Origin of the sequence: Actinacidiphila bryophytorum (assembly GCF_016916835.1) — a bacterium.
GTDB classification, from domain to species: domain Bacteria; phylum Actinomycetota; class Actinomycetes; order Streptomycetales; family Streptomycetaceae; genus Actinacidiphila; species Actinacidiphila bryophytorum.
On sequence record NZ_JAFFIX010000004.1, the window covers coordinates 380,263 to 399,812 of the forward strand.

Annotated in this window: 16 protein-coding genes and 3 pseudogenes; 14 read left to right on the top strand and 5 right to left on the bottom strand. The window is 73.6% G+C overall.

Annotated elements, in window-relative coordinates; genetic code table 11:
* Nucleotides 1-12 precede the first annotated feature (12 nt).
* Nucleotides 13-1,341: a polysaccharide deacetylase family protein gene (locus JT723_RS09135; protein WP_205043977.1), complete on the top strand. Its 1,329-nt coding sequence runs from the start codon at nt 13-15 to the stop codon at nt 1,339-1,341.
* Here the strand turns inward: JT723_RS09135 and JT723_RS09140 are convergent.
* On the bottom strand, nt 1,331-2,314 hold the full coding sequence (locus JT723_RS09140; RefSeq protein ID WP_205043978.1) for an ATP-binding protein: 984 nt from the start codon (nt 2,312-2,314) through the stop codon (nt 1,331-1,333). The two genes, JT723_RS09135 and JT723_RS09140, sit on opposite strands and share 11 nt — an antisense overlap.
* A 106-nt stretch (nt 2,315-2,420) precedes the next feature.
* Between JT723_RS09140 and JT723_RS09145 the strand changes: the two genes are divergently transcribed.
* Nucleotides 2,421-3,281 carry a Fic family protein gene (locus tag JT723_RS09145; RefSeq protein WP_205043979.1) on the top strand — a complete coding sequence of 287 codons (861 nt, stop codon included), beginning with the start codon at nt 2,421-2,423 and terminating at the stop codon, nt 3,279-3,281.
* Between the two features lie 313 nt (nt 3,282-3,594).
* On the opposite strand, the gene JT723_RS09150 is transcribed toward JT723_RS09145, so the two are convergent.
* Nucleotides 3,595-4,440 (bottom strand): HAD family hydrolase, encoded by an 846-nt coding sequence (locus JT723_RS09150; RefSeq protein ID WP_205043980.1) that lies wholly within the window; start codon nt 4,438-4,440, stop codon nt 3,595-3,597.
* 436 nt (nt 4,441-4,876) lie between these two features.
* On the opposite strand from JT723_RS09150, the gene ssd reads away from it, so the two are divergent.
* The 3 genes and pseudogenes from ssd to JT723_RS09165 all read left to right on the top strand — a co-directional run.
* On the top strand, nt 4,877-5,989 hold the full coding sequence (gene ssd, locus JT723_RS09155) for a septum site-determining protein Ssd (RefSeq protein WP_205043981.1): 1,113 nt from the start codon (nt 4,877-4,879) through the stop codon (nt 5,987-5,989).
* Entirely contained in the window at nt 5,986-7,140 is a 1,155-nt protein-coding gene (locus JT723_RS09160) for a TadA family conjugal transfer-associated ATPase (RefSeq protein ID WP_205043982.1), read from the top strand. The genes ssd and JT723_RS09160 overlap by 4 nt, the downstream gene beginning before the upstream one ends.
* Before the next feature lie 64 nt (nt 7,141-7,204).
* Nucleotides 7,205-7,945: pseudogene (locus tag JT723_RS09165) on the top strand (type II secretion system F family protein); the annotation flags it as partial.
* Here JT723_RS09165 and JT723_RS36090 read toward each other — a convergent pair.
* Nucleotides 7,904-8,050, bottom strand: coding sequence for a hypothetical protein (locus JT723_RS36090; RefSeq protein ID WP_307793981.1), 147 nt, complete (start codon nt 8,048-8,050; stop codon nt 7,904-7,906). The pseudogene JT723_RS09165 and the gene JT723_RS36090 overlap by 42 nt on opposite strands.
* A 507-nt stretch (nt 8,051-8,557) precedes the next feature.
* Nucleotides 8,558-8,881 carry a hypothetical protein gene (locus tag JT723_RS09170; RefSeq protein ID WP_205044039.1) on the bottom strand — a complete coding sequence of 108 codons (324 nt, stop codon included), beginning with the start codon at nt 8,879-8,881 and terminating at the stop codon, nt 8,558-8,560.
* A gap of 369 nt (nt 8,882-9,250) precedes the next feature.
* Between JT723_RS09170 and JT723_RS36580 the strand changes: the two are divergent.
* The 4 genes and pseudogenes from JT723_RS36580 to JT723_RS34980 all read left to right on the top strand — a co-directional run.
* Nucleotides 9,251-9,658 (top strand): annotated as a pseudogene (locus JT723_RS36580) (type II secretion system F family protein); the annotation flags it as partial.
* A 132-nt stretch (nt 9,659-9,790) separates the two neighbouring features.
* On the top strand, nt 9,791-10,069 hold the full coding sequence (locus JT723_RS35735; RefSeq protein ID WP_205043983.1) for a DUF4244 domain-containing protein: 279 nt from the start codon (nt 9,791-9,793) through the stop codon (nt 10,067-10,069).
* The gene (locus JT723_RS09185) at nt 10,056-10,520 is read left to right on the top strand and encodes a TadE family type IV pilus minor pilin (protein WP_307794093.1); all 465 of its coding nucleotides are present in this window, start codon (nt 10,056-10,058) and stop codon (nt 10,518-10,520) included. The genes JT723_RS35735 and JT723_RS09185 overlap by 14 nt, the downstream gene beginning before the upstream one ends.
* Nucleotides 10,521-10,582: 62 nt before the next feature.
* Nucleotides 10,583-10,768, top strand: a pseudogene (locus JT723_RS34980) (Rv3654c family TadE-like protein); the annotation flags it as partial.
* A gap of 72 nt (nt 10,769-10,840) precedes the next feature.
* Here the strand turns inward: JT723_RS34980 and sftH are convergent.
* Nucleotides 10,841-13,366: a DEAD/DEAH box helicase gene (gene sftH / locus JT723_RS09195; protein ID WP_205043984.1), complete on the bottom strand. Its 2,526-nt coding sequence runs from the start codon at nt 13,364-13,366 to the stop codon at nt 10,841-10,843.
* Nucleotides 13,367-13,548: 182 nt separating this feature from the next.
* Here sftH and bldG point away from each other — a divergent pair, with 182 nt between their 5' ends.
* The 5 genes from bldG to JT723_RS09220 all read left to right on the top strand — a co-directional run bounded on the left by bldG (nt 13,549) and on the right by JT723_RS09220 (nt 19,532).
* Complete coding sequence (gene bldG / locus JT723_RS09200; RefSeq protein WP_031520166.1) at nt 13,549-13,890, top strand: anti-sigma factor antagonist BldG; 342 nt, start codon at nt 13,549-13,551, stop codon at nt 13,888-13,890.
* Nucleotides 13,891-13,971: 81 nt separating this feature from the next.
* Nucleotides 13,972-14,385, top strand: coding sequence for an ATP-binding protein (locus JT723_RS09205; protein ID WP_205043985.1), 414 nt, complete (start codon nt 13,972-13,974; stop codon nt 14,383-14,385).
* 255 nt (nt 14,386-14,640) lie between these two features.
* The gene (locus JT723_RS09210) at nt 14,641-17,034 is read left to right on the top strand and encodes a sodium-translocating pyrophosphatase (RefSeq protein ID WP_205043986.1); all 2,394 of its coding nucleotides are present in this window, start codon (nt 14,641-14,643) and stop codon (nt 17,032-17,034) included.
* 272 nt (nt 17,035-17,306) lie between these two features.
* The gene (locus tag JT723_RS09215) at nt 17,307-17,888 is read left to right on the top strand and encodes a small secreted protein (protein WP_251513228.1); all 582 of its coding nucleotides are present in this window, start codon (nt 17,307-17,309) and stop codon (nt 17,886-17,888) included.
* A gap of 108 nt (nt 17,889-17,996) precedes the next feature.
* Nucleotides 17,997-19,532, top strand: coding sequence for a DUF7059 domain-containing protein (locus JT723_RS09220; RefSeq protein ID WP_205043987.1), 1,536 nt, complete (start codon nt 17,997-17,999; stop codon nt 19,530-19,532).
* The last annotated feature ends 18 nt before the right edge of the window (nt 19,533-19,550 follow it).

Below are 19,550 nucleotides of genomic sequence, written 5' to 3' on the forward strand. Positions count from 1 at the left end.
TGCGAGGTACGAATGCACTCCGTGCGCAAGACGCCGACCCTCGTCGCCGCGGGCGCCGCGGCCGTCGTCCTGGCCCTGGGGGCGACAGCCTGCGGATCGGGCGCCGACGGCCGCCGCGGCTCGGACGGCCCGGGCGGCCCCGGGATCGAGGCGGTACCGCAGGTGCCCCGCGTGCTGCGGTCGATCGGCGACGGCTCCACCGCGGACACCGGGCCGCAGCCGGGCCAGCCGGAATTCCACCGGCTGCGCCCCGGCGAGGAGCCCCCGCAGTTCGTCGTCTTCTCCTGGAACGGCGCCGTCGAGGACTCCCGGCGGCTGCTGTCGGAGGTCCGCGTGGCCGGGGAGCGCGGCGGCGCGGCGATGACGTACTTCCTCAGTGGGACCAGCCTGCTGCCCGCCGACCGCAAGGACCTCTACGCCCCGCCCCGCCACCCGCGCGGCACCTCGGACACCGGGCTCACCGACCGGGCGACCATCGCCGACAGCCTGCACGAGCTGCGGCTGGCCTGGGCAGACGGCAGCGAGATCGGAACGTACTTCAACGGCCACTTCTGCGGCCAGGACGGCGACGCCGCCGACCAGGCGGCTGCGGCGAGCGCTGGAGCCGGTTTCGGCACCGACGACGCGGCCGGTCCGGGGTCGTGGACCCCGCAGGAGTGGGCCGGCGAGATCCGGCAGGCACAGGACCTCACCCAGCGCTGGAAGACCAACACCGGCCTCGGCGCGCTCGACCCGCTGCCCTTCGACTACCCCAAGGCCGTCGTCGGCGGCCGCGCCCCCTGCCGCACCGACCCCCCGGGGCTGCCGGCGGCGGCGAAGGCGGCCGGCTTCCGCTACACCGCCGACCCCTCGGGGCAGCCGCAGATCTGGCCGTCGCGCACCGACGGACTGTGGCACTTCCCGCTGCAGGACATCCCCGTCCCCGGGCGCGACGTCGAGACGCTGTCGAGCGACGACGGCTTCCTGTCCGTCCAGTCGGGCACTCCGGACGACGGGACCGAGGACCAGGAGCAGTACGCGGTCTGGGGCCGGCAGATGCACGACGGCCTGATCGCCGGATTCCAGCGCGCCTACCAGGGCAACCGCGCGCCGCTTGTCATCGGCAGCCACCTGGAGTCGTGGAACGGCGGCGTCTACCTCAAGGCCGTCGAGGACACCGTCAAGGAGGTGTGCGGGCAGCAGGACGTGCAGTGCGTGTCCTTCAAGCAGCTCGCCGACTGGCTCGACCTGCAGGACCCGAAGGTGCTCGACCGGCTGCGCGGGCTCGACGTGGGGCAGGCGCCGAAGGGCGGCTGGGACGCCTACCTGCGCGGGGCTCCGGCCCCTGCGGCTAAGCGGTGAGCACTGCTTCGTCCAGGACGAAGCCGGGGTCGATCTGGGCTGCCAGGTCGGCCCCGGTCTTCGCGTTGCCCCAGCTCTCCGCGTTCTTGCGGTGGAAGTGCGCCATCTGCCGGGTGTAGCGCGCCCAGTCGCGGCGCCCGTGGGCGGCGTCCGCCCGCTGGTGCATGACCGTCAGGGCCTGCCGGTTGGGCTCCTCCAGCAGGGCGAAGTGCGGCGGGCGGCCCTTCTCCATCGCGCGCACCCAGTCCGAGTGCCCGACGGCGGCCAGCAGGTCGTCACCCACCTCGTCCCGCAGGAAGGCCAGGTCGTCCGCGCCCTGCACCTTGTTGCCGATCACCGCGAGTGCGACGTCGAAGTCGCGGGCGTAGTCGCGGTACTGCCGGTAGACGGCGACGCCCTTGCGGGTCGGCTCGGCCACCAGAAAGGTCACGTCGAAGCGGGTGAACATCCCGGAGGCGAAGGAGTCGCTGCCCGCGGTCATGTCGACGACCAGGTATTCGTCCCTGCCGTCCACCAGGTGGTTCAGATACAGCTCGACCGCCCCGACCTTGGAGTGGTAGCAGGCGACGCCGAGGTCGGACTCGTTGAAGGGGCCGGTCACCATCAGCCGCACCGAACCGTCATCGAGCGCCACCGTGCGGGCGCAGGCGGTGTGCACGGGGTCGGTGCCGCCGCCGGTGAGCCGCAGCAGGCGTGAGCCCTCGCCGGGCGGCGTCGTCTTGATCATCGTCTCGGCCGAGGAGATCCGCGGGTTGGCCCCGCGCAGGTACTCCTTGATCTCGGGCAGGTGCGCACCGAGCGCGGGCAGCGCCGCGGCCTCGTCCTCCGGGAGGCCGAGCGCGGGGCCGAGGTGCTGGTTGATGTCCGCGTCGACGGCGACGACCGGGACGCGGGCAGCGGCGAGATGGCGGATGAACAGCGAGGACAGCGTGGTCTTGCCGCTGCCGCCCTTTCCGACGAAAGCGATCTTCATGTTCGCCAAGCGTAGCCGGGTGGTGACCGAGAATGAGCGGGGGACGTGGGGAAGGCCACTCGATCGTGGTCGATCGCCCTGTCGCGCGGTGCGTAGGGTCGTGGGCATGGCTACGAACGCTGATCCGTCCGCCGCCCAGGGGCTGTCCACCGACCCGATGGTCGTACTGGGAACGCTGCCCGGCGTGCCCGAGGCCGTCGACGCCGTCCGGCAGGCTGTGGACAAGTTGTACGGGCACCGGGTGATGCGCCGCCGGTCGGACGAGGTGACGTCCGAGGCGGCGCTGCGCGGGGCACGCGGGTCCGCAGCGCTGGCAGGCGCCGACTGGTCGCTGGAGGAGGTCCGCAGGCGCACCGACTTCTCCGCCGACGACCAGGCCCGTACGGTCGGGGCGGCGCTGCGGCTGACCGCGGAGGCCGGCCAGTTGCTGAGCGTGTGGCGCCGCTCGCCGATGCAGGCGCTGGCCAGGCTCCACCTGGTGGCGGCCGGCGGTGCGGCTGCGGACGACACGGTCGGGCGGCCCCGGCTCGCGGGCGAGCCTGTGGACGAACCGATGGTGTCGGTCGCCGAGATCGACCTGCCGGAACCCCCCGAGGTCACCGCCAGGCTCGACGGCCTGAGCGCGCTGCTGCTGGCCGGCACCGCCGCGCCGGCGCTGGTGGTGGCGGCGGTCGTGCACGGTGAGCTGCTGTGCCTGCGCCCCTTCGGCTCCTTCAACGGCCCCGTGGCACGGGCCGCGGAACGCATCGTCCTGGTCGGCAGCGGCCTGGACCCCAAGTCGATCTGCCCGGCCGAGGTGGGCTACGCGGAATTGGGCAGGGCCGGCTACCTGCGGGCGCTGGAGGGCTACGCCTCGGGTACCCCGGAGGGGATGGCGGTCTGGATCGGCCACTGCGGCCGGGCGCTGGAACTGGGTGTACGCGAGAGCGTCGCGGTCTGCGAGGCCCTGCAGCGCGGGGCCGCCTGAGGGCCGGGTGGCCGAAAAGTGTTGCGGCGGCACCCTGGGGGTGCCGCCGCTGGCACGTCCGCCGAGTTACCAGTGCGTGCTCGGTTTTCGCCCATCAGGTCGGGGTCTTCGCCCGTTACCTGGTGCGGCTGGCCCGGTTGGCGGGTCGGCTACGCGTGGGTGCCCGGCTTTCGTGCTCGGTCCGTGGGGCCAACTGCTGTGAACTGCGGTCTTCCTCTCGGAACTCCGTGGTCTCGCGGGCCGCTACCACCTTTCTACCGCTGACCGGCCGGTAGTGGAACCCCCGACCGCACTTATTTACTTTTAGGTCGAATCACGACATAACAACCATCCGGCGCCGGCGTGCCGCGAGCCAGACCAGCCCGGCGGTGGCGGCCGCCGCACCCACGGCTGCCGCCGCCAGCACCGGCCGCGGCGGCATCGACAGCGACGGGATGCGCTGGTTCAGCCGCACCGGGCGGCTGAAAGTGAGCACCGGCCACTCGCGTGCGGCGGCCTCCCGGCGCAGCGCCCGGTCGGGGTTGACGGCATAGGGGTGGCCGACCGACTCCAGCATCGGGATGTCGGTCACCGAGTCGCTGTAGGCGAAGGACCGCTCCAGGTCGTAGCCCTCGGAGCGGGCCAGGTCCTCGATCGCCTCGGCCTTCGCGGGACCGTAGACGTAGTGCTCGATCTCGCCGTTGTACGCACCGTCCTTGACCACCATCCGGGTGGCCACCACGTGGTCGGCGCCGAGCATCTCGCCGATCGGTTCGACCACCTCGGAACCGGAGGCGCTGACGATGACCACGTCACGGCCGGCGGCGTGGTGCTCCTCGATGAGCGAGGCAGCCTCGTCGTAGATGATCGGGTCGATCAGGTCGTGCAGCGTCTCTGCCACGATCTCCCGTACCTGCTGGACATTCCAGCCGCGGCACAGCTCGGACAGGTATTTGCGCATGCCTTCCATCTGGTCGTGATCTGCGCCGCCGACCAAGTACACGAACTGGGCATATGCGGTGCGCAATACCGCTCGCCTGTTGATGAGACCGCCCTGGTAGAAGGATCGCCCGAAGGCGAGCGTGCTCGACTTGGCGATCACGGTCTTGTCGAGATCGAAGAAGGCCGCGGTGCGCGGTGGCAGGTGGTTTTCCACGGGACGAGCATAGGCAACCACCATTCGGCGTAAGGTCAGGCGTGTGGGTTTGCTCTCCAAGGCCATCGGGTACACCATGGAAGTCACGGATCGTTCGCGACCGTGCTAACCCGGTCTGGCTCCTCCCCCCCCGAGTCGGACCGTGGGGACGACCCCCGCTCTCCCCCCCGGCGGGGGTCGTCGCATGTCCGGAGCCGTTCTGCCGCCTTCTGCGGCTCGTGTGCCGTACTCGTCCATGCCGGTCTCCTTCGCGCGTGTGCGGGTTCTGACGGGTACGACGTGTGACAGTCCGTAATCGTTGCCCGCTCGACGCGAAGTCACCCGTGTGGGTGGCGGGTTATCCACAATCGCCGAGTTGTCCACAGATTCCGACCAAGATCATCTCAATTCCCGCTTCTCGCCCCAAGCTGATCTCAGCGACGCACGCCGTGCTCGCAACTCAAGCGACGGGGGCAGAGAAATGTTCGGATCCATCACGCCCGAACCACCGCACGCCACAGGCGGGCGGGCGGGCGGACCGCTGATTGTCACCGATGACGAAAGGCTCCTCGACGACCTGCTGCGGCTGTGCGCGGCAGCCGGTTCCGAGCCGGAAGTCGTCTTCGGCGCGCCGCCGCGCGCGTCCAGTTGGGACACCGCCCCTCTGGTGCTGGTGGGCGCCGAGGCGACCGACCGGGTGCGCGGGTCGGTGGCCCGCAGGAAGGGGGTCCTGCTCGTCGGGCGGGACCTGGACGACTCCGAGGTGTGGCGCAGAGCCCTCGACATCGGGGCCGACCACGTGCTGCTGCTGCCCGACGCCGAGACCTGGCTCGTGGACAGGATCGCCGACATCGCCGAAGGGGTCGGCCAACCCGCCCTGACCATCGGGGTGGTGGGCGGCCGCGGGGGCGCCGGGGCCAGCACACTGGCCTGCGCGCTGGCCGTCACCTCCGCGCGGGCCGGCCGCCGCACGATGCTGGTGGACGCCGACCCGCTCGGCGGCGGCCTCGACATCCTGGTGGGCGCCGAGCGGACCGGCGGGCTGCGCTGGCCCGACCTCGCCGACTCCCGCGGCAGGGTCAACAGCGGGGCGCTGGAGGAGTCCCTGCCGCGGCTGGAGTCCCTCAGCGTGCTCAGCTGGGACCGCGGCGACTCCGTCCTCATCCCCGCGCAGGCCATGAGGTCGGTGCTGGGCGCCGCCCGGCGGCGCGGCGGGGTCGTCGTGGTCGACCTGCCGCGCCGGGTGGACGACGGGGTCGCCGAGACGCTGGCGCAGATCGACGTCGGCCTGGTCGTCGTCCCCGCCGAGCTGCGCGCGGTCGCCGCCGCCACACGCGTCGCCGCGGCCGTCAGCATGGTCCTCAAGGACCTGCGGGTGGTGGCACGCGGACCCTTCGCCGCCGGGCTCGACGACCGCGAGACGGCCAGGCTGGTCGGACTTCCGCTGGCCGGCGAACTGCCGCTGGAGAGCAGGGCGGTCGGCGCGCTCAGCGGCAGCGGGCCACCGGGCTCGACCGGGCGCGGACCGCTCGCCCGCTTCTGCACCGCCTTCCTCGCGCAGGCGCTGGCCGGCGGCGGGAGCGTGCCGGTATGAGCGCGGGCCTGCTCGACGCGGTACGCCTCAGGCTCGCCGAACACGGCGGCGAGGCGACACCCGCCCGGGTCGCGGCAGCGCTGCGCGCCCAGGGTCGGCTGCTCGGGGACACCGAAGTGCTCGGCGTGGTCGGCGCGCTCAGGTCGGAACTGGTCGGGGCGGGGCCGCTGGAACCGCTGCTGGCCGACCCCCAGGTCACCGACATCCTGGTCAACGGCCCCGACGAGGTGTGGATCGACCGCGGCCGCGGCCTGGAGCGCGGCGCCGTCCGCTTCGCCGACACCGCGGCCGTCCGCAGGCTCGCCCAGCGGCTGGCCACCAGCGCGGGCCGGCGGCTCGACGACGCGCGTCCCTGGGTCGACGCCCGGCTGCCCGACGGCACCAGGCTGCACGCGGTGCTGCCGCCGGTCGTGGTCGGATCGCCGTGCCTGTCGCTGCGGGTGGTGCGCTCCAGAGCCTTCACCCTCGGCGAACTGGTCACCGCGGGCACCCTGGACGCCGGGACAGCCGCGCTGCTGCGGTCCGTGCTGGACGCCCGGCTGTCCTTCATGATCAGCGGCGGCACGGGCTCGGGCAAGACGACGCTGCTGAGCTGCCTGCTCGGCCTGGTCGACCCCGCCGCGCGCATCGTGCTCGCCGAGGACTCCGCGGAGCTGCGCCCCGACCACCCCCATGTCGTCCGGCTGGAGACCCGGCCGGCCAACCAGGAGGGCGCCGGCGAGGTCACCCTGCGGGACCTGGTCCGGCAGGCGCTGCGGATGCGGCCCGACCGCCTCGTGGTCGGCGAGGTGCGCGGCGCCGAGGTGACCGACCTGCTGAGCGCGCTGAACACCGGTCACGAGGGCGGCTGCGGCACCGTCCACGCCAATGCGGCGGCCGACGTCCCGGCCCGGCTGGAGGCCCTCGGCTCGACCGCGGGCCTGGACCGTGCCGCCCTGCACAGCCAGTTGGCGGCGGCTCTGTCGCTCGTCGTCCATCTGTCCCGCGACTCCGCGGGGCTGCGGCGCGTCGCCGAGATCCATGTCCTCCAGCGCGGCGCCGACGGCCTGGTGGCCACCGTGCCCGCACTCCTGCGTGACGGACACGGCCGTTTCGAACGCGGCCCGGGCTGGCAGCGGTTGGACCGGCTGTGCACCAGGGGCGCGTCATGAAGGCGGCATCCGGCGTCGGGGCGCCGGTCGCCCGGCAGGCCGGCGTCAGGTGCGGGGGTGCGCGATGACGGCGAACGATCCGGTGGCGGTGGTGTGGGCCGCCGTGCTGTGCGCGTGCGTGCTGCTGTGGACGGCGCTGGACGGTGGCGGGACGCGGCGGCGGGCCCGCCGGACGATCGGCGGGATCGCAGCGGGGCGCAACCCCGTGAGCGGCTTCGACCTGGAACCCGGTCGCCGGCTGCGGGAGGTGCTTGCGGGACTGCGGACCTGGCTGCGGGGCCGCCGCTGGGCCGGGCGGCTCGGCAGATGGGCGCGGGCCGAGGTGCTGTGCGTGCCGGCCGGGGCGGTGGTCGCGGCGGCGACGAGTTCGGTGCTGCCGCTGCTCGCCGGGGTCGCGGCGGTCCCGCTGGCGGGGCGTGCGCTGCGGCGGCGGTCCGAGCGGGCGGCGGCCGAGCGCGGCGCCGCGGCGGTCGGGGCGCTGTGCGGCGCGCTGGCCGGTGACCTGCGGGCCGGCCGCCCGCCGCATGCCGCCCTCGGCGACGCGATCGAGGCGGCGGGCTGGCCCGGCGTGCCGGAACTGTCCGGTGCGGCAAGGCTGTTGCTGTCGGCGGCCAGATTCGGCGGCGACGTGCCGCAGGCGCTGCGGGCTGCCGCACGGCTGTCCGAGGGCACGCGGGGCCTGGCCGCGGTGGCGGCATGCTGGCAGGTCGCCGTGGACGGCGGCGCGGGTCTGGCGGCGGCGCTCGACCGGGTGGCCGCCGCGCTACGGTCCGAGGCCGACCAACGCGACGACCTGCGCGCCCAGTTGGCCGGCCCGCGGTCCACGGCGGGGCTGCTCGCTCTGCTGCCGCTGTTCGGCGTCGTCCTGGGCGCGGGCCTCGGCGCCCGCCCGGCGCACATCCTGCTCCACACGGCAACGGGGTTGGCCTGCCTGTTGGCCGGCGCCCTCCTGGAATGGGCAGGCCTGGCCTGGACGGCCCGCATCATCAGCGCGGCGGAGAACGGACGTCCTGCCGCCCGCCCGGCGGCACCCGGAGGGCGGAGCGGCCCGGACCGCACTGGCGGCTCGGGCGGGAGCGGTGGGCCTGGCGGCGGCGCCGGTGGTCCTGGCCGTGCAGATGGTTCGGGCGGTCGTGGCCGGCCGGACATGTCCGGCAGATCGGGAGGGTCGGGCAGACCGGGTGGTCGTGACGCGGTCGGCGGGTTCGGCCCGTTGAGCCGGTCGGGCGGGTCCGGCGGTCTAGGCCGTGTTTTGGAAGTAGGGCCGTCCGCCCACAGGGCGGGCCCCGCGGCGTCCGGTGCGTGCGATCGCAAGGCGGAGGGTCGTCCTCGTAGTGGGCCTACTCGGACGACTCCGACAACGCAGCGAGCGTGCGTGCCAGGCTCCGCGGGGCAGGCGGGACTTCCCAAACCCGGCCTAGGTCGGTCCGCCTCGGGCGATCCGCTCGGGCCGCGGGGTGAGGCGGACCGGGCCGGCCGCGGTGGCGGGGCCAGCTGGGTCGGCCGGGTCGGCCGGGGTGAGGTGGACGGGGCCGGCCGGGGCGGCCGGAGCGTGGCGGACCGGGGCAGCTGGGGTGAGGTGGACGGGGGCGACCGTGGTCGCCGGGGTGGCCGGAGCGGGGTGCACCCGGGCGGCCGCGGTGGTCGGCTCGGCCGGGATGCGTGGCGTGAGGGTGGCCGGGTCGGTGCCGGGGATCCGGTCGCGGCGGTGGCGGCTGTTGGTGGGGGGTGGTCTGTCCACAGCCTGGGGACAGTCGCGGCGGCTTTGGTCGCGGCCGGGGGAGCGGTGGCGGTTGCCGTGGACGGCGGGCGGCAGCGGAAGGGGGTCGGGCGGTTGCGGGCGGCGCTCGGTGGGAGCCGTTCGCGGCATGCGGTGCCCGAGTGGTGGCGGCAGGGCGTCAGCGGGTTCGTGCGGCGCTGGGGGCCGCCGGCAGCGGCCGGGCTCGCGGCGGGCGGGCTCGTCGGCGGGGCTCTGGGCGTCCTTGTGGGGCTGCTGGCGGCAGCGGGGGTCGTACGGGCGCTCCGCGGGCGTCGGGGGGCCGCAGACGGCCGTACGGCGGCTCTGGAGCCCGACCCCGCACAACTCCCGCTCTGCGCCGACCTGATGGCTGCCTGCCTGGCGGCCGGGGCGAGCCCGGGAGAGGCGGCGGGAGCGGTGGGCGGCTGCCTGGGCGGGGCGTTGGGGGCGGCGCTGATACGGGCTCAGGCCGAGTTGCGGCTCGGCGGCGACCCGGTGGAGTGCTGGCAGCGCTTCGGCGCCGTGCCCGCCGCCCGCGAGATGGGGCGGTGCCTGGCCAGGGCGTCCACGACCGGAGTCGCGCCGGTGGCGGAGATGACCCGCCTTGCCGCGGACCTGCGGGCCGCGCACGGCAGGACCGCGTTGGCCGGGGCCAGGAAGGCGGCGGTGCTGGCCACCGCACCGCTCGGCCTGTGCTTCCTGCCGGCCTTCCTGCTCGTCGGCGTCGTGCCGGTGGTGATCGGCCTGGCGGGGACGGTCCTGGGCGCAGGCGGCAGCTGAAGCGGTGGGCCGCCACCGGCGAGCCGCGGTTCGACCGCACACACAACGGGGGCGTGGTTCAGCACGCCCGAAACCGGTCCGGGACCGGCACCGTGCCGGCCTCGGAACAACCACACAACAGGAGGAAGTGGCATGAGCATCATCAAGACGGGTCCGGCGGGGAAGACCGCGCGGCGACCGCTCGACGTGACCGGGCGCGGGACGTCGGCCCGCAGGGGCCGCGCGTGGTGGGAACGCAGGACGCACGCCTGCCGGGCGGCGGCGGAGGCGGGGATGAGTACGGCTGAATACGCCGTCGGAACGATCGCGGCGTGCGGCTTCGCGGCCGTGCTCTACAAGATCGTGACGAGCGGGCCGGTGAAGTCCGCGCTGTCCGGGGTGATCGAGAAGGCGCTCCATGTGTCGTTCTGACCGCTTCGCGGGTCCCGGTCCCGGTTCCGGCGCGAAGCCGGGGCCGGCCGGCCCCGGCTCCCCGGGCACCGGCATGGGGCAGGACGAGCGGGGCTATGTCACCGCGGAGACGGCGATCACGATCCCGGTGCTCATCCTGGTGGCCGGGTTCCTGGTCTGGGGGTTGGCCGCGGGGGTGGCCCAGGTCGAGTGCGTGGACGCGGCGCGGGCCGGGGCGCGGGCGGCGGCCAGGTCGGAGCCGGCAGCCGACGTGCTCCAGGTGGCGCGGAAGGCCGCCCCGTCCGGGGCGCGGGTGAGCGCGGGCCGGGACGGCCCCCTGGTCGTCGTGCGGGTGACGGTGCCCTGGCCCCGCTTCCCCATCACGCTGGGCGCGCAGGCCGCCGCGCTCGCCGAGGACACCGTGGGCGACGCGGACGACGCGGACGACGCGGGCGGGGGTGAGGGGTCGTGAGACGGCTGCGCGGACGAGGCGACCGGGGGTCGGCCACGGTGTGGTCGCTGGGGATCGTCGCGGTGCTGCTGGCGGTCTTCGCGACCGGGCTGTTCGTCACCCAGGCGGTCGTCTTGCGGCACCGTGCGGGCGCCGCCGCGGACCTGGCGGCGCTCGCCGCGGCCGACCACGCCCTGGACGGCCGGGGCATCGCCTGCGGGCTGGCGGCGAAGGTCGCCGAGGCCCAGGGCGCCCGGCTGGCGTCCTGTGCGCTCACCGGTGAGATCTCCGACGTGACCGCGGAGGTCGGCGGGGCCAGGGTGCGCTCCCGCGGGGGACCTTCATTCGACCCCGCGCCGCCCGCCGTCCGGCTCGCCGCCGCCGGTGTCCCCGGGCGGGCGGGCCGTACCGTCCTCCTGGTCTCCGCCGGGACCCGCAGCGCCCTCCGCGTCACCCGCGGGCTCGGGCGCATCCACGGGCCGGCCGCCGGGCTGGGCGTCCGGCGCGTCGGGGGAGGCGGACAGGAGGCAGGTCAGGAGGCGGACGGCTGCGGCCTTGTCCAGCGGGTCGTTGCCGTTGCCGCACTTGGGGGACTGGACGCAGGAGGGGCAGCCGAAGTCGCATTCGCAGGCCGCGATGGCCTCGCGGGTGGCGGTGAGCCAGGTGCGGGCGGTGTGGAAGGCGCGTTCCGCGAAGCCCGCGCCGCCGGGGTGGCCGTCGTAGACGAAGACCGTGGGCAGGCCGGTGTCGGCGTGCAGCGGTACGGAGACGCCGCCGATGTCCCAGCGGTCGCAGGTGGCGAAGAGCGGGAGGAGGCCGATGGAGGCGTGCTCGGCGGCGTGCAGGGCGCCGGGCAGCTCCTCGGGGTGGATGCCTGCGGCGTCCAGCTGGGCGTCGGTGACGGTCCACCAGACGGCCCGGGTGCGCAGGGTGCGCGGCGGGAGGTCGAGCTTGGTCTCGCCGAGCACCTCGCCGGTCAGCAGCCGGCGGCGGAGGTAGGACACCACCTGGTGGGTGACCTCGACCGAGCCGAAGTGGATGCGGGCCTCGCCCCAGGGCTCCTCGACGTCGGCGGACAGCACCCGGATGGCCGTGATGTCGCGGGCCATCGTCGAGTAGGGCGGGTCGGTGCGGGTGACCAGGGCGACGTTCTCGTCGAGGTCGAGCTGCTCGACCAGGTAGGTGCGGCCCTGGTGGAGGTGGACCGCGCCCTCGTGGACAGCGGTGTGGGCCGAGGAGGCGTCCACCGTGCCCAGCAGCCGCCCGGTCGCCGACTCCACGACCTGGACCGGCTTTCCGCCCTCGCCGCGGATGTCGGTGAGGTCGGCGGCCCGCTCCCTGCGGGTCCAGTACCAGCCGGTGGCCCGCCGGCGCAGCAGCCCGCGCCGCTCCAGCTGCCCGAGCAGGGCGGGCGCCTGGGGGCCGAAGAGGTCCAGGTCGTCCTCGGTGAGCGGCAGCTCGGCCGCGGCGGCGCACAGGTGCGGGGCCAGGACGTAGGGGTTGTCCGGGTCCAGGACGGTGGACTCGACGGGCTGCTCGAAGATCGCCTCGGGGTGGTGGACGAGATAGGTGTCGAGCGGGTCGTCGCGGCCGACCATGACCGCGAGCGCGCCCTGGCCCGAGCGGCCGGCCCGGCCGGCCTGCTGCCACAGCGAGGCGCGGGTGCCGGGGTAGCCGGCCAGCAGGACGGCGTCGAGGCCGGAGATGTCCACGCCCAGTTCAAGCGCGGAGGTGGAGGCGAGGCCGAGCAGCCGGCCGGAGTGCAGGTCGCGTTCGAGGGCGCGGCGCTCCTCGGGCAGGTAGCCGCCACGGTAGGCGGCGACCCGGGCGGGCAGCGAGGCGTCGGTCTCGGCGAGCCGCTCCTGCGCGATGACCGCGACCAGCTCGGCGCCGCGCCGGGAGCGGACGAAAGCGACCGTGCGGACGCCCTGGACCACCAGGTCGGTGAGCAGTTCCGCGGCCTCGGCGGTGGCGGTGCGGCGCACCGGCGCCCCGTGCTCGCCCGACAGCTGGGTCAGCGGCGGCTCCCACAGGGCGAAGGCGAGTTCACCGCGGGGCGAGGCGTCGTCGGTGACCTCGGCGACCGGCACCCCGGTGAGCAGGCCGGCGGCCCGCGCCGGGTCGGCAGCGGTGGCCGAGGCGAGCAGGAAGACCGGCTCGGCGCCGTAGCGGGCGCAGATGCGCCGCAGCCGGCGCAGCACCTGGGCGACGTGCGAGCCGAAGACGCCCCGGTAGGTGTGGCACTCGTCGATCACGACGTAGCGCAGATGGCGCAGGAAGGAGGACCAGCGGGCGTGTCCAGGAAGGATGCCGCGGTGCAGCATGTCGGGGTTGGTGAGCACATAGGTGGCGTACTGCCTGACCCACTCGCGTTCCTCGACGGGCGTGTCGCCGTCGTAGACCGCTGGGCGCACGGCGGTGCCCAGCGGCGCCGCGAGGGCGCTCACCGCCCGCCGCTGGTCGGCGGCCAGCGCCTTGGTGGGCGCCAGATAGAGCGCGGTGGCGCCGCGCCCGCCGGCGCCGGGCGCGTCGGCGCCGTCCAGCAGCGCGCTGAGCACCGGCGCCAGATAGCCCAGCGACTTCCCCGACGCCGTGCCGGTGGCGACCACCACCGACTCGCCGTCGGCGGCGTGCCCGGCCGCACGCGCCTGGTGTTCCCACGGACGGTCGATCCCGGCCGCCGCGATCGCCGCCACGACCTCCGGCCTGATGCTCTCGGGCCAGTTTGCATGACGTCCGACCCGCGGGGGCAGGTGCTCCGTATGGGTGATGCGTGCGGCCCGGTCTGCCCCCGTGGCAAGCCGCTCCAGAGCGGTGCGGGGGGACGGGCGGCCGTGCGCCGACTGCGGAAGATGATCCTGGGCCATCGGCACTCAGTGTGTCACCGGCGTGACGGACAATCGCAGTAAGGCGTCGTGCTGGCCCACTGCGAAGTGATTGAATGCCATCGCGGCTGCCGGTCCTTCCCCTACCTTCGGTGGGAAGGCCCCTACTCCTCGGTGGGGAGGCCCCTGGGGGAGCCGCGTCGATGCAAGGTGCTGGAGGATCCGTGGACCTGTCCCTGTCGACCCGAACCGTCGGCGATCGCACGATCGTCGAGGTCGGCGGCGAGATTGATGTGTACACCGCGCCCAAGCTGCGCGAGCAGCTGGTGGAGCTCGTGAACGACGGGAGTTACCACCTGGTCGTGGACATGGAGGGAGTCGACTTCCTCGACTCCACCGGACTGGGTGTGCTCGTCGGCGGCCTCAAGCGGGTGCGCGCGCATGAGGGATCGCTGCGACTGGTGTGCAACCAGGAGCGCATCCTGAAGATTTTCCGTATCACCGGTCTGACCAAGGTGTTCCCGATTCACACCTCGGTCGACGAGGCTGTCGCGGCGACCGACTGATTCTTCGCCCGAGCGAAGGGGCACCGGACGGGCCGCCGTCCGGGCCCCTGTGATGCCCGCCCAAGAACCGAGGGGGAGGCCATGCCCACCGTAGAACTGCTCTTCAGCGCCCAGCCGGAGCATGTGCGCACAGCACGGCTCGTGGCGGCTGCCGTGGCGCGCCGGGCGGGGGTGGACGAGGCGGCTCTCGACGAGGTGCGGCTCGCGGTGGGCGAGGCGTGCAGCCGGGCTGTCGGGCTGCACCGCAGCAACGGCGTGGAGGCGCCGGTGCGGGTGATGCTCAACGAGGACGAGAAGAAGTTCTCCATCGAGGTCGCCGACGAGGTCCCCGGCAACGCCTCCGGCGGCTCGCCGGACGCCGGTGCGGACGAGGCGGCCGACGACGAGGGTGAGATGGGCCTGGCGGTGATCAGCGGCCTGGTGGACGACGTCGAGGTCATCGAGGGCGCCGCCGGCGGCACCATCCGCATGAGCTGGCCGACCACGACCGCCTAGGGCCCGCCCCGCGGCCCCGGCGAACCGCCCGGGATCCGCGCCGCGACCAGCACGGCAGCGCGCTCCCCGCGCCCGCCGATCTTCACCGTGCGAAAGCCCGGTTGTGCAATTACCGTGGGAATTCCCGACGGGCACCCTTTTTTGATCTTCTGGGGCTCCCTACAATCCGTCCATCTTGCTCAGCTCGCCTGAGCGTCGCGGCTTTGTCGAGCCGTAGGAGCCGCACGCCCATGCGCCAAACGTCAAGGAGGACGAATGGCGGGGCCACTTACCCCTCACACGCTCGCTGCGGATCCGGTACTCACTGACGGAAACCGCCTGCTCGTATGGATCATCGCGGTGGTCGCAGTGGCCGCCCTTGCGCTCGCCGCGGTGTTGGTACGTCAAGTGCTCGCGTCGGACGAAGGCTCCGACAGCATGAAGAAGATCGCTGCTGCCGTGCAGGAAGGCGCCAACGCCTACCTCGCACGGCAGTTCCGTACCCTGGCGGTCTTCGCCGTCGCCGCGTTCTTCCTGCTCATGCTGCTTCCCGCGGACGACACCTCGCAGCGTATCGGCCGGTCGATCTTCTTTCTGGTCGGCGCCGTATTCTCGGCGATCACCGGATACGTCGGAATGTGGCTCGCGGTCCGCAGCAATGTGCGGGTGGCCGCGGCGGCGAGAGCGGCGACACCGGCGCCCGGGGAACCGGCCGCCGATTTGACGGACGTCTCACACCGGGCGATGAAGATCGCATTCAGGACCGGCGGCGTCGTGGGAATGTTCACCGTGGGACTCGGCCTGCTCGGCGCCTCGGCAGTGGTGCTGATCTACAAAGCCGACGCGCCCAAGGTGCTGGAGGGATTCGGTTTCGGCGCGGCGCTGCTCGCGATGTTCATGCGGGTCGGCGGCGGGATCTTCACCAAGGCGGCCGACGTGGGCGCCGACCTGGTCGGCAAGGTCGAGCAGGGCATCCCCGAGGACGACCCGCGCAATGCCGCGACCATCGCGGACAACGTGGGCGACAACGTGGGGGACTGCGCCGGCATGGCGGCCGACCTGTTCGAGTCCTACGCCGTCACCCTGGTGGCGGCGCTGATCCTCGGCAAGGTGGCCTTCGGCGACTCCGGCCTTGCCTTCCCGCTGCTCATCCCGGCGATCGGTGTGCTCACCGCGATGATCGGCATCTTCGCGGTCGCACCCCGGCGCTCCGACCGCAGCGGCATGTCGGCCATCAACCGCGGCTTCTTCATCTCCGCGGTGATCTCCATGGCCGGGGTGGCCGCGGCCGTGTACGCCTATCTGCCGTCCTCCTACGGCGATCTGGACGGCGTGGGCGAGGACATCAGCGGTCACCCGGGAGACCCGCGGGTGCTGGCCCTGGTGGCGGTCGCCATCGGGATCGTGCTGGCCGCGCTGATCCAGCAGCTCACCGGTTACTTCACCGAGACCTCCCGGCGCCCGGTCCGCGACATCGGCAAGACCTCGCTGACCGGCCCGGCAACGGTCGTGCTCTCCGGGATCTCGCTCGGCCTGGAGTCCGCGGTGTACTCGGCGCTGCTGATCGGGCTGTCGGTCTACGGCGCCTTCCTGCTCGGCGGCACCTCCGTCTGGCTGGCGCTCTTCGCGGTCGCCCTGGCCGGCACCGGGCTGCTGACCACGGTCGGTGTCATCGTCGCGATGGACACCTTCGGGCCGGTCTCGGACAACGCGCAGGGCATCGCCGAGATGTCCGGCGACGTCCACGGCGAGGGCGCGCAGGTGCTCACCGACCTCGACGCGGTCGGCAACACCACCAAGGCCATCACCAAGGGCATCGCCATCGCCACCGCGGTGCTGGCGGCCACGGCGCTGTTCGGCTCGTTCAAGGAGGCCGTCGACACGGCGGTCGCCAAGGCGCATCCGGGCGACTCCGACGCCCGCTGGCTGTCCCTGGACATCTCCCAGCCCAACAACCTCGTCGGGCTGCTCTTCGGGGCGGCGGTGGTCTTCCTCTTCTCCGGTCTTGCGATCAGCGCGGTGTCCCGTTCGGCGGGAGCGGTGGTCTACGAGGTGCGCCGGCAGTTCCACGACCACCCGGGGATCATGGACGGCACGGAGGTGCCCGAATACGGCCGTGTGGTGGACATCTGCACCAAGGACGCGCTGCGCGAGCTGGCCACCCCCGGCCTGCTCGCCGTCCTGGCGCCGGTCGCGGTGGGTTTCAGCCTCGGCATCGGCTCGCTGGCGTCGTACCTGGCCGGGGCGATCGGCGCCGGCACCCTGATGGCCGTCTTCCTGGCCAACTCCGGCGGGGCGTGGGACAACGCCAAGAAGCTCGTCGAGGACGGCCACCACGGCGGCAAGGGCAGCGAGGCGCACGAGGCGACCGTCATCGGCGACACCGTGGGCGACCCGTTCAAGGACACCGCGGGTCCCGCCATCAACCCGCTGCTGAAGGTGATGAACCTGGTGGCGCTGCTGATCGCTCCCGCGGTGGTCAAGTTCAGCTACGGGATCGACGCCAACACCGCGGTGCGGATCGTCGTGGCGGGCGTCTCGATCGCGGTCATCGTGGCCGCGGTGTACCTCTCCAAGCGCCGTGGCGTGGCCATGGGCGGCTCCGACGACATGGGTGGCGGCGACGGGGGGCAGGACCGGGAGCCGAGCGGCTCCACGGTGGCCGCCTGACGCCCCATCCGGCACTGTGACATCTGCCACACCGTCAGTCCCGCGGCGGGCGGCCGGACGTGACCGGCCGTCCGCCGCGCCGCACTCCGCAGCCCCCTGTGCCGCCCTGTCCCGGCCTGCCCCTGACCGACCCGGTCCGACACCGTACCGTCGCTTGCTACGAATGGCTTGAATATCGGACGAATGATGGCAAAATCGTCTGATGATTCGCGGTCGCCACCCCCTTCCCGTGTAAGTTCCGGGGCCGTGAGGCCACGGAAGGGACCCAACCGGTGAAGGTGAACCACAGGCTCGGGGCCGCGCTGTCCTGTGCGGCCGCGGTGCTGGCGCTGTCGTCGCTGTCGGCGTGTTCGAGCGACGACACGGGCAAGAAGCTGGACGCCTGGGCGAAGGGCGTCTGCGACCAGACCGCGGCCCAGACCAAGAAGATCAACGACGCGAACACCGCGCTGACCCAGGTCGACAGCGGCGGCAGGCCGGAGGCCGTCAGGGCCGCCGACTCGGCCGCCTTCCAGCAGATCTCCGACGCCTACAAGGCGCTGGCCGGCATCTTCAGCCAGGCGGGCGCCGCACCCGGCGACGGCGGCGCCCAGTTCCAGCAGAAGGCCGTCACCTCCCTCACCACCTTGTCCACGCAGTACGCGGGCCTGAAGAAGCAGGTCGACGCGCTGGACACCACCGACCAGAACAAGTTCGCCGACGGGCTGCAGGGCGTCTCCGACTCCTTCAAGCAGACCAGCGCGGACGGCGAACAGGCGCTCAGCACCCTGCGGACGGGCGACCAGGGCAAGGCCCTGGCCAAGCAGCCGGGCTGCCAGAGCGTGTCCGGCACCACCGCGCCCTCCGACCTCTGACCGCCGGCCCGCAAACCCGCAAGCCCTCAGACCGGAAGACCCCTGACCAACGAGCCGCCGACCGCAGCCGGCCCGCACGGAGCGCCGGGTGCCGCCGCGTCCGCGACAATGGCCGATGTGAAGACGCCTCACCTCCCCCAGCCCGACAGCGCGCCCGCCCTGCGTGACGACCTGCTGGCCGCGGCCTTCACGGCCGACGGCTGCCTCGACCTGCTCGGCGCCGTCGCATATGCCGCGCTTTCCCGCGCGGAGACGGTGCCCGCGCTGCGCGCCACCCGCGGTGACAGCCCGCTGGACACCCTGGTCAGGCTCTTCCTGCTGCAATACGCCGTGCCGTACGCCCGCGCCGGTGCCGCGCTTCCCGGCCTCGACGCCCACCTGGCCGGCGGGTGGCTGCAGCGCGAGGGCGACGACGTACGCGCCACCGTCGACGTACGCCCCTACGCAGGCGACGGCGGCGCGGACTGGTGGATCGTCTCCGACCTGGGCTGCGCGGTCGGCGGGGCGGGCGGCATCGGCAATGCGCCCGGCGTCGACCGGGCCGACCTGGTGCTCGGCGTCGGCGGCGCGTCCACCACGCTGGCCGGGCTGACCGTACGCGAACCGGTCGGCAGCGCCCTGGACCTGGGCACGGGGTCCGGCGTCCAGGCGCTGCACGCGGCACGGCACGCCACCCGGGTGACGGCCACCGACGTCAACCCGCGCGCCCTGCACTTCGCCCGGCTCACCCTCGCCCTGTCCGGCGCGCACGAGCCCGACCTGCGCGGCGGCAGCCTCTTCGAGCCGGTCGGCGGCGAGCGCTACGACCTGATCGTGTCCAACCCGCCGTTCGTGATCTCGCCCGGCAGCCGCTTCACCTACCGGGACGGCGGTATGGGCGGCGACGACCTGTGCCGCACCCTGGTCCAGCAGGCCGCCGACCACCTCAACGACGGCGGCTGGTGCCAGTTGCTCGCCAACTGGCAGCACACCGAGGGCCAGGACTGGCGCGAGCGGCTCAGCGGCTGGGTGCCGCGCGGCTGCGACGCCTGGATCGTGCAGCGCGAGGTCCAGGACGTCGCCCAGTACGCGGAACTGTGGCTGCGCGACGGCGGCGACCACCGCGGCGACCCGGCCGCGTACGCCGCCCGCTACGACGCCTGGCTCGACGACTTCGAGCGCGCCAAGGTCAGCGGGGTCGGCTTCGGCTGGATCAGCCTGCGCAAGTCCGGCTCCGACACCCCGGTGATCACCGCGGAGGAGTGGCCGCACCCGGTGGAGCAGCCGCTCGGCCCGCACATTGCCGCGTGGTTCGACCGGCAGGACTTCCTGCGCCGCCATGACGACGCCGACCTGCTGGAGGCCCGCTTCACCCTGGCCGACGAGGTGGTGCAGGAGCAGGTGGGACTGCCGGGCGCCGAGGACCCCGAGCACGTGGTGCTGCGCTCCGCCCGCGGCATGCGCAGGGCCACCAAGGTCGACACGGTCGGCGCCGGATTCGCCGGGGTGTGCGACGGTACGCTGCCGGCCGGCCGCATCGTGGACGCCATCGCCCAACTGCTCGGCGAGGACCCGGTGGTGCTGCGCGACCGTACGCCCGGCTCGATCCGGATGCTGGTCGAGCAGGGCTTCCTCGACCCGGTGGCCGAGCCGGCCGGCGCATAGAGCCTCAGCCCGGCGCAT

Excerpts from the sequence above, each read along its gene's own strand:
- JT723_RS09205 (WP_205043985.1), top strand. The coding sequence starts at position 13,972 with ATGCCCACCGTAGAACTGCTCTTCAGCGCCCAGCCGGAGCATGTGCGC.
- JT723_RS09145 (WP_205043979.1), top strand. The coding sequence starts at position 2,421 with ATGGCTACGAACGCTGATCCGTCCGCCGCCCAGGGGCTGTCCACCGAC.
- JT723_RS09140 (WP_205043978.1), bottom strand. The coding sequence starts at position 2,314 with ATGAAGATCGCTTTCGTCGGAAAGGGCGGCAGCGGCAAGACCACGCTG.
- JT723_RS09150 (WP_205043980.1), bottom strand. The coding sequence starts at position 4,440 with ATGGTGGTTGCCTATGCTCGTCCCGTGGAAAACCACCTGCCACCGCGC.
- JT723_RS09210 (WP_205043986.1), top strand. The coding sequence starts at position 14,641 with ATGGCGGGGCCACTTACCCCTCACACGCTCGCTGCGGATCCGGTACTC.
- JT723_RS09160 (WP_205043982.1), top strand. The coding sequence starts at position 5,986 with ATGAGCGCGGGCCTGCTCGACGCGGTACGCCTCAGGCTCGCCGAACAC.
- JT723_RS35735 (WP_205043983.1), top strand. The coding sequence starts at position 9,791 with ATGAGCATCATCAAGACGGGTCCGGCGGGGAAGACCGCGCGGCGACCG.
- JT723_RS09135 (WP_205043977.1), top strand. The coding sequence starts at position 13 with ATGCACTCCGTGCGCAAGACGCCGACCCTCGTCGCCGCGGGCGCCGCG.
- JT723_RS09185 (WP_307794093.1), top strand. The coding sequence starts at position 10,056 with ATGTGTCGTTCTGACCGCTTCGCGGGTCCCGGTCCCGGTTCCGGCGCG.
- JT723_RS09220 (WP_205043987.1), top strand. The coding sequence starts at position 17,997 with ATGGCCGATGTGAAGACGCCTCACCTCCCCCAGCCCGACAGCGCGCCC.
- sftH (WP_205043984.1), bottom strand. The coding sequence starts at position 13,366 with ATGGCCCAGGATCATCTTCCGCAGTCGGCGCACGGCCGCCCGTCCCCC.
- ssd (WP_205043981.1), top strand. The coding sequence starts at position 4,877 with ATGTTCGGATCCATCACGCCCGAACCACCGCACGCCACAGGCGGGCGG.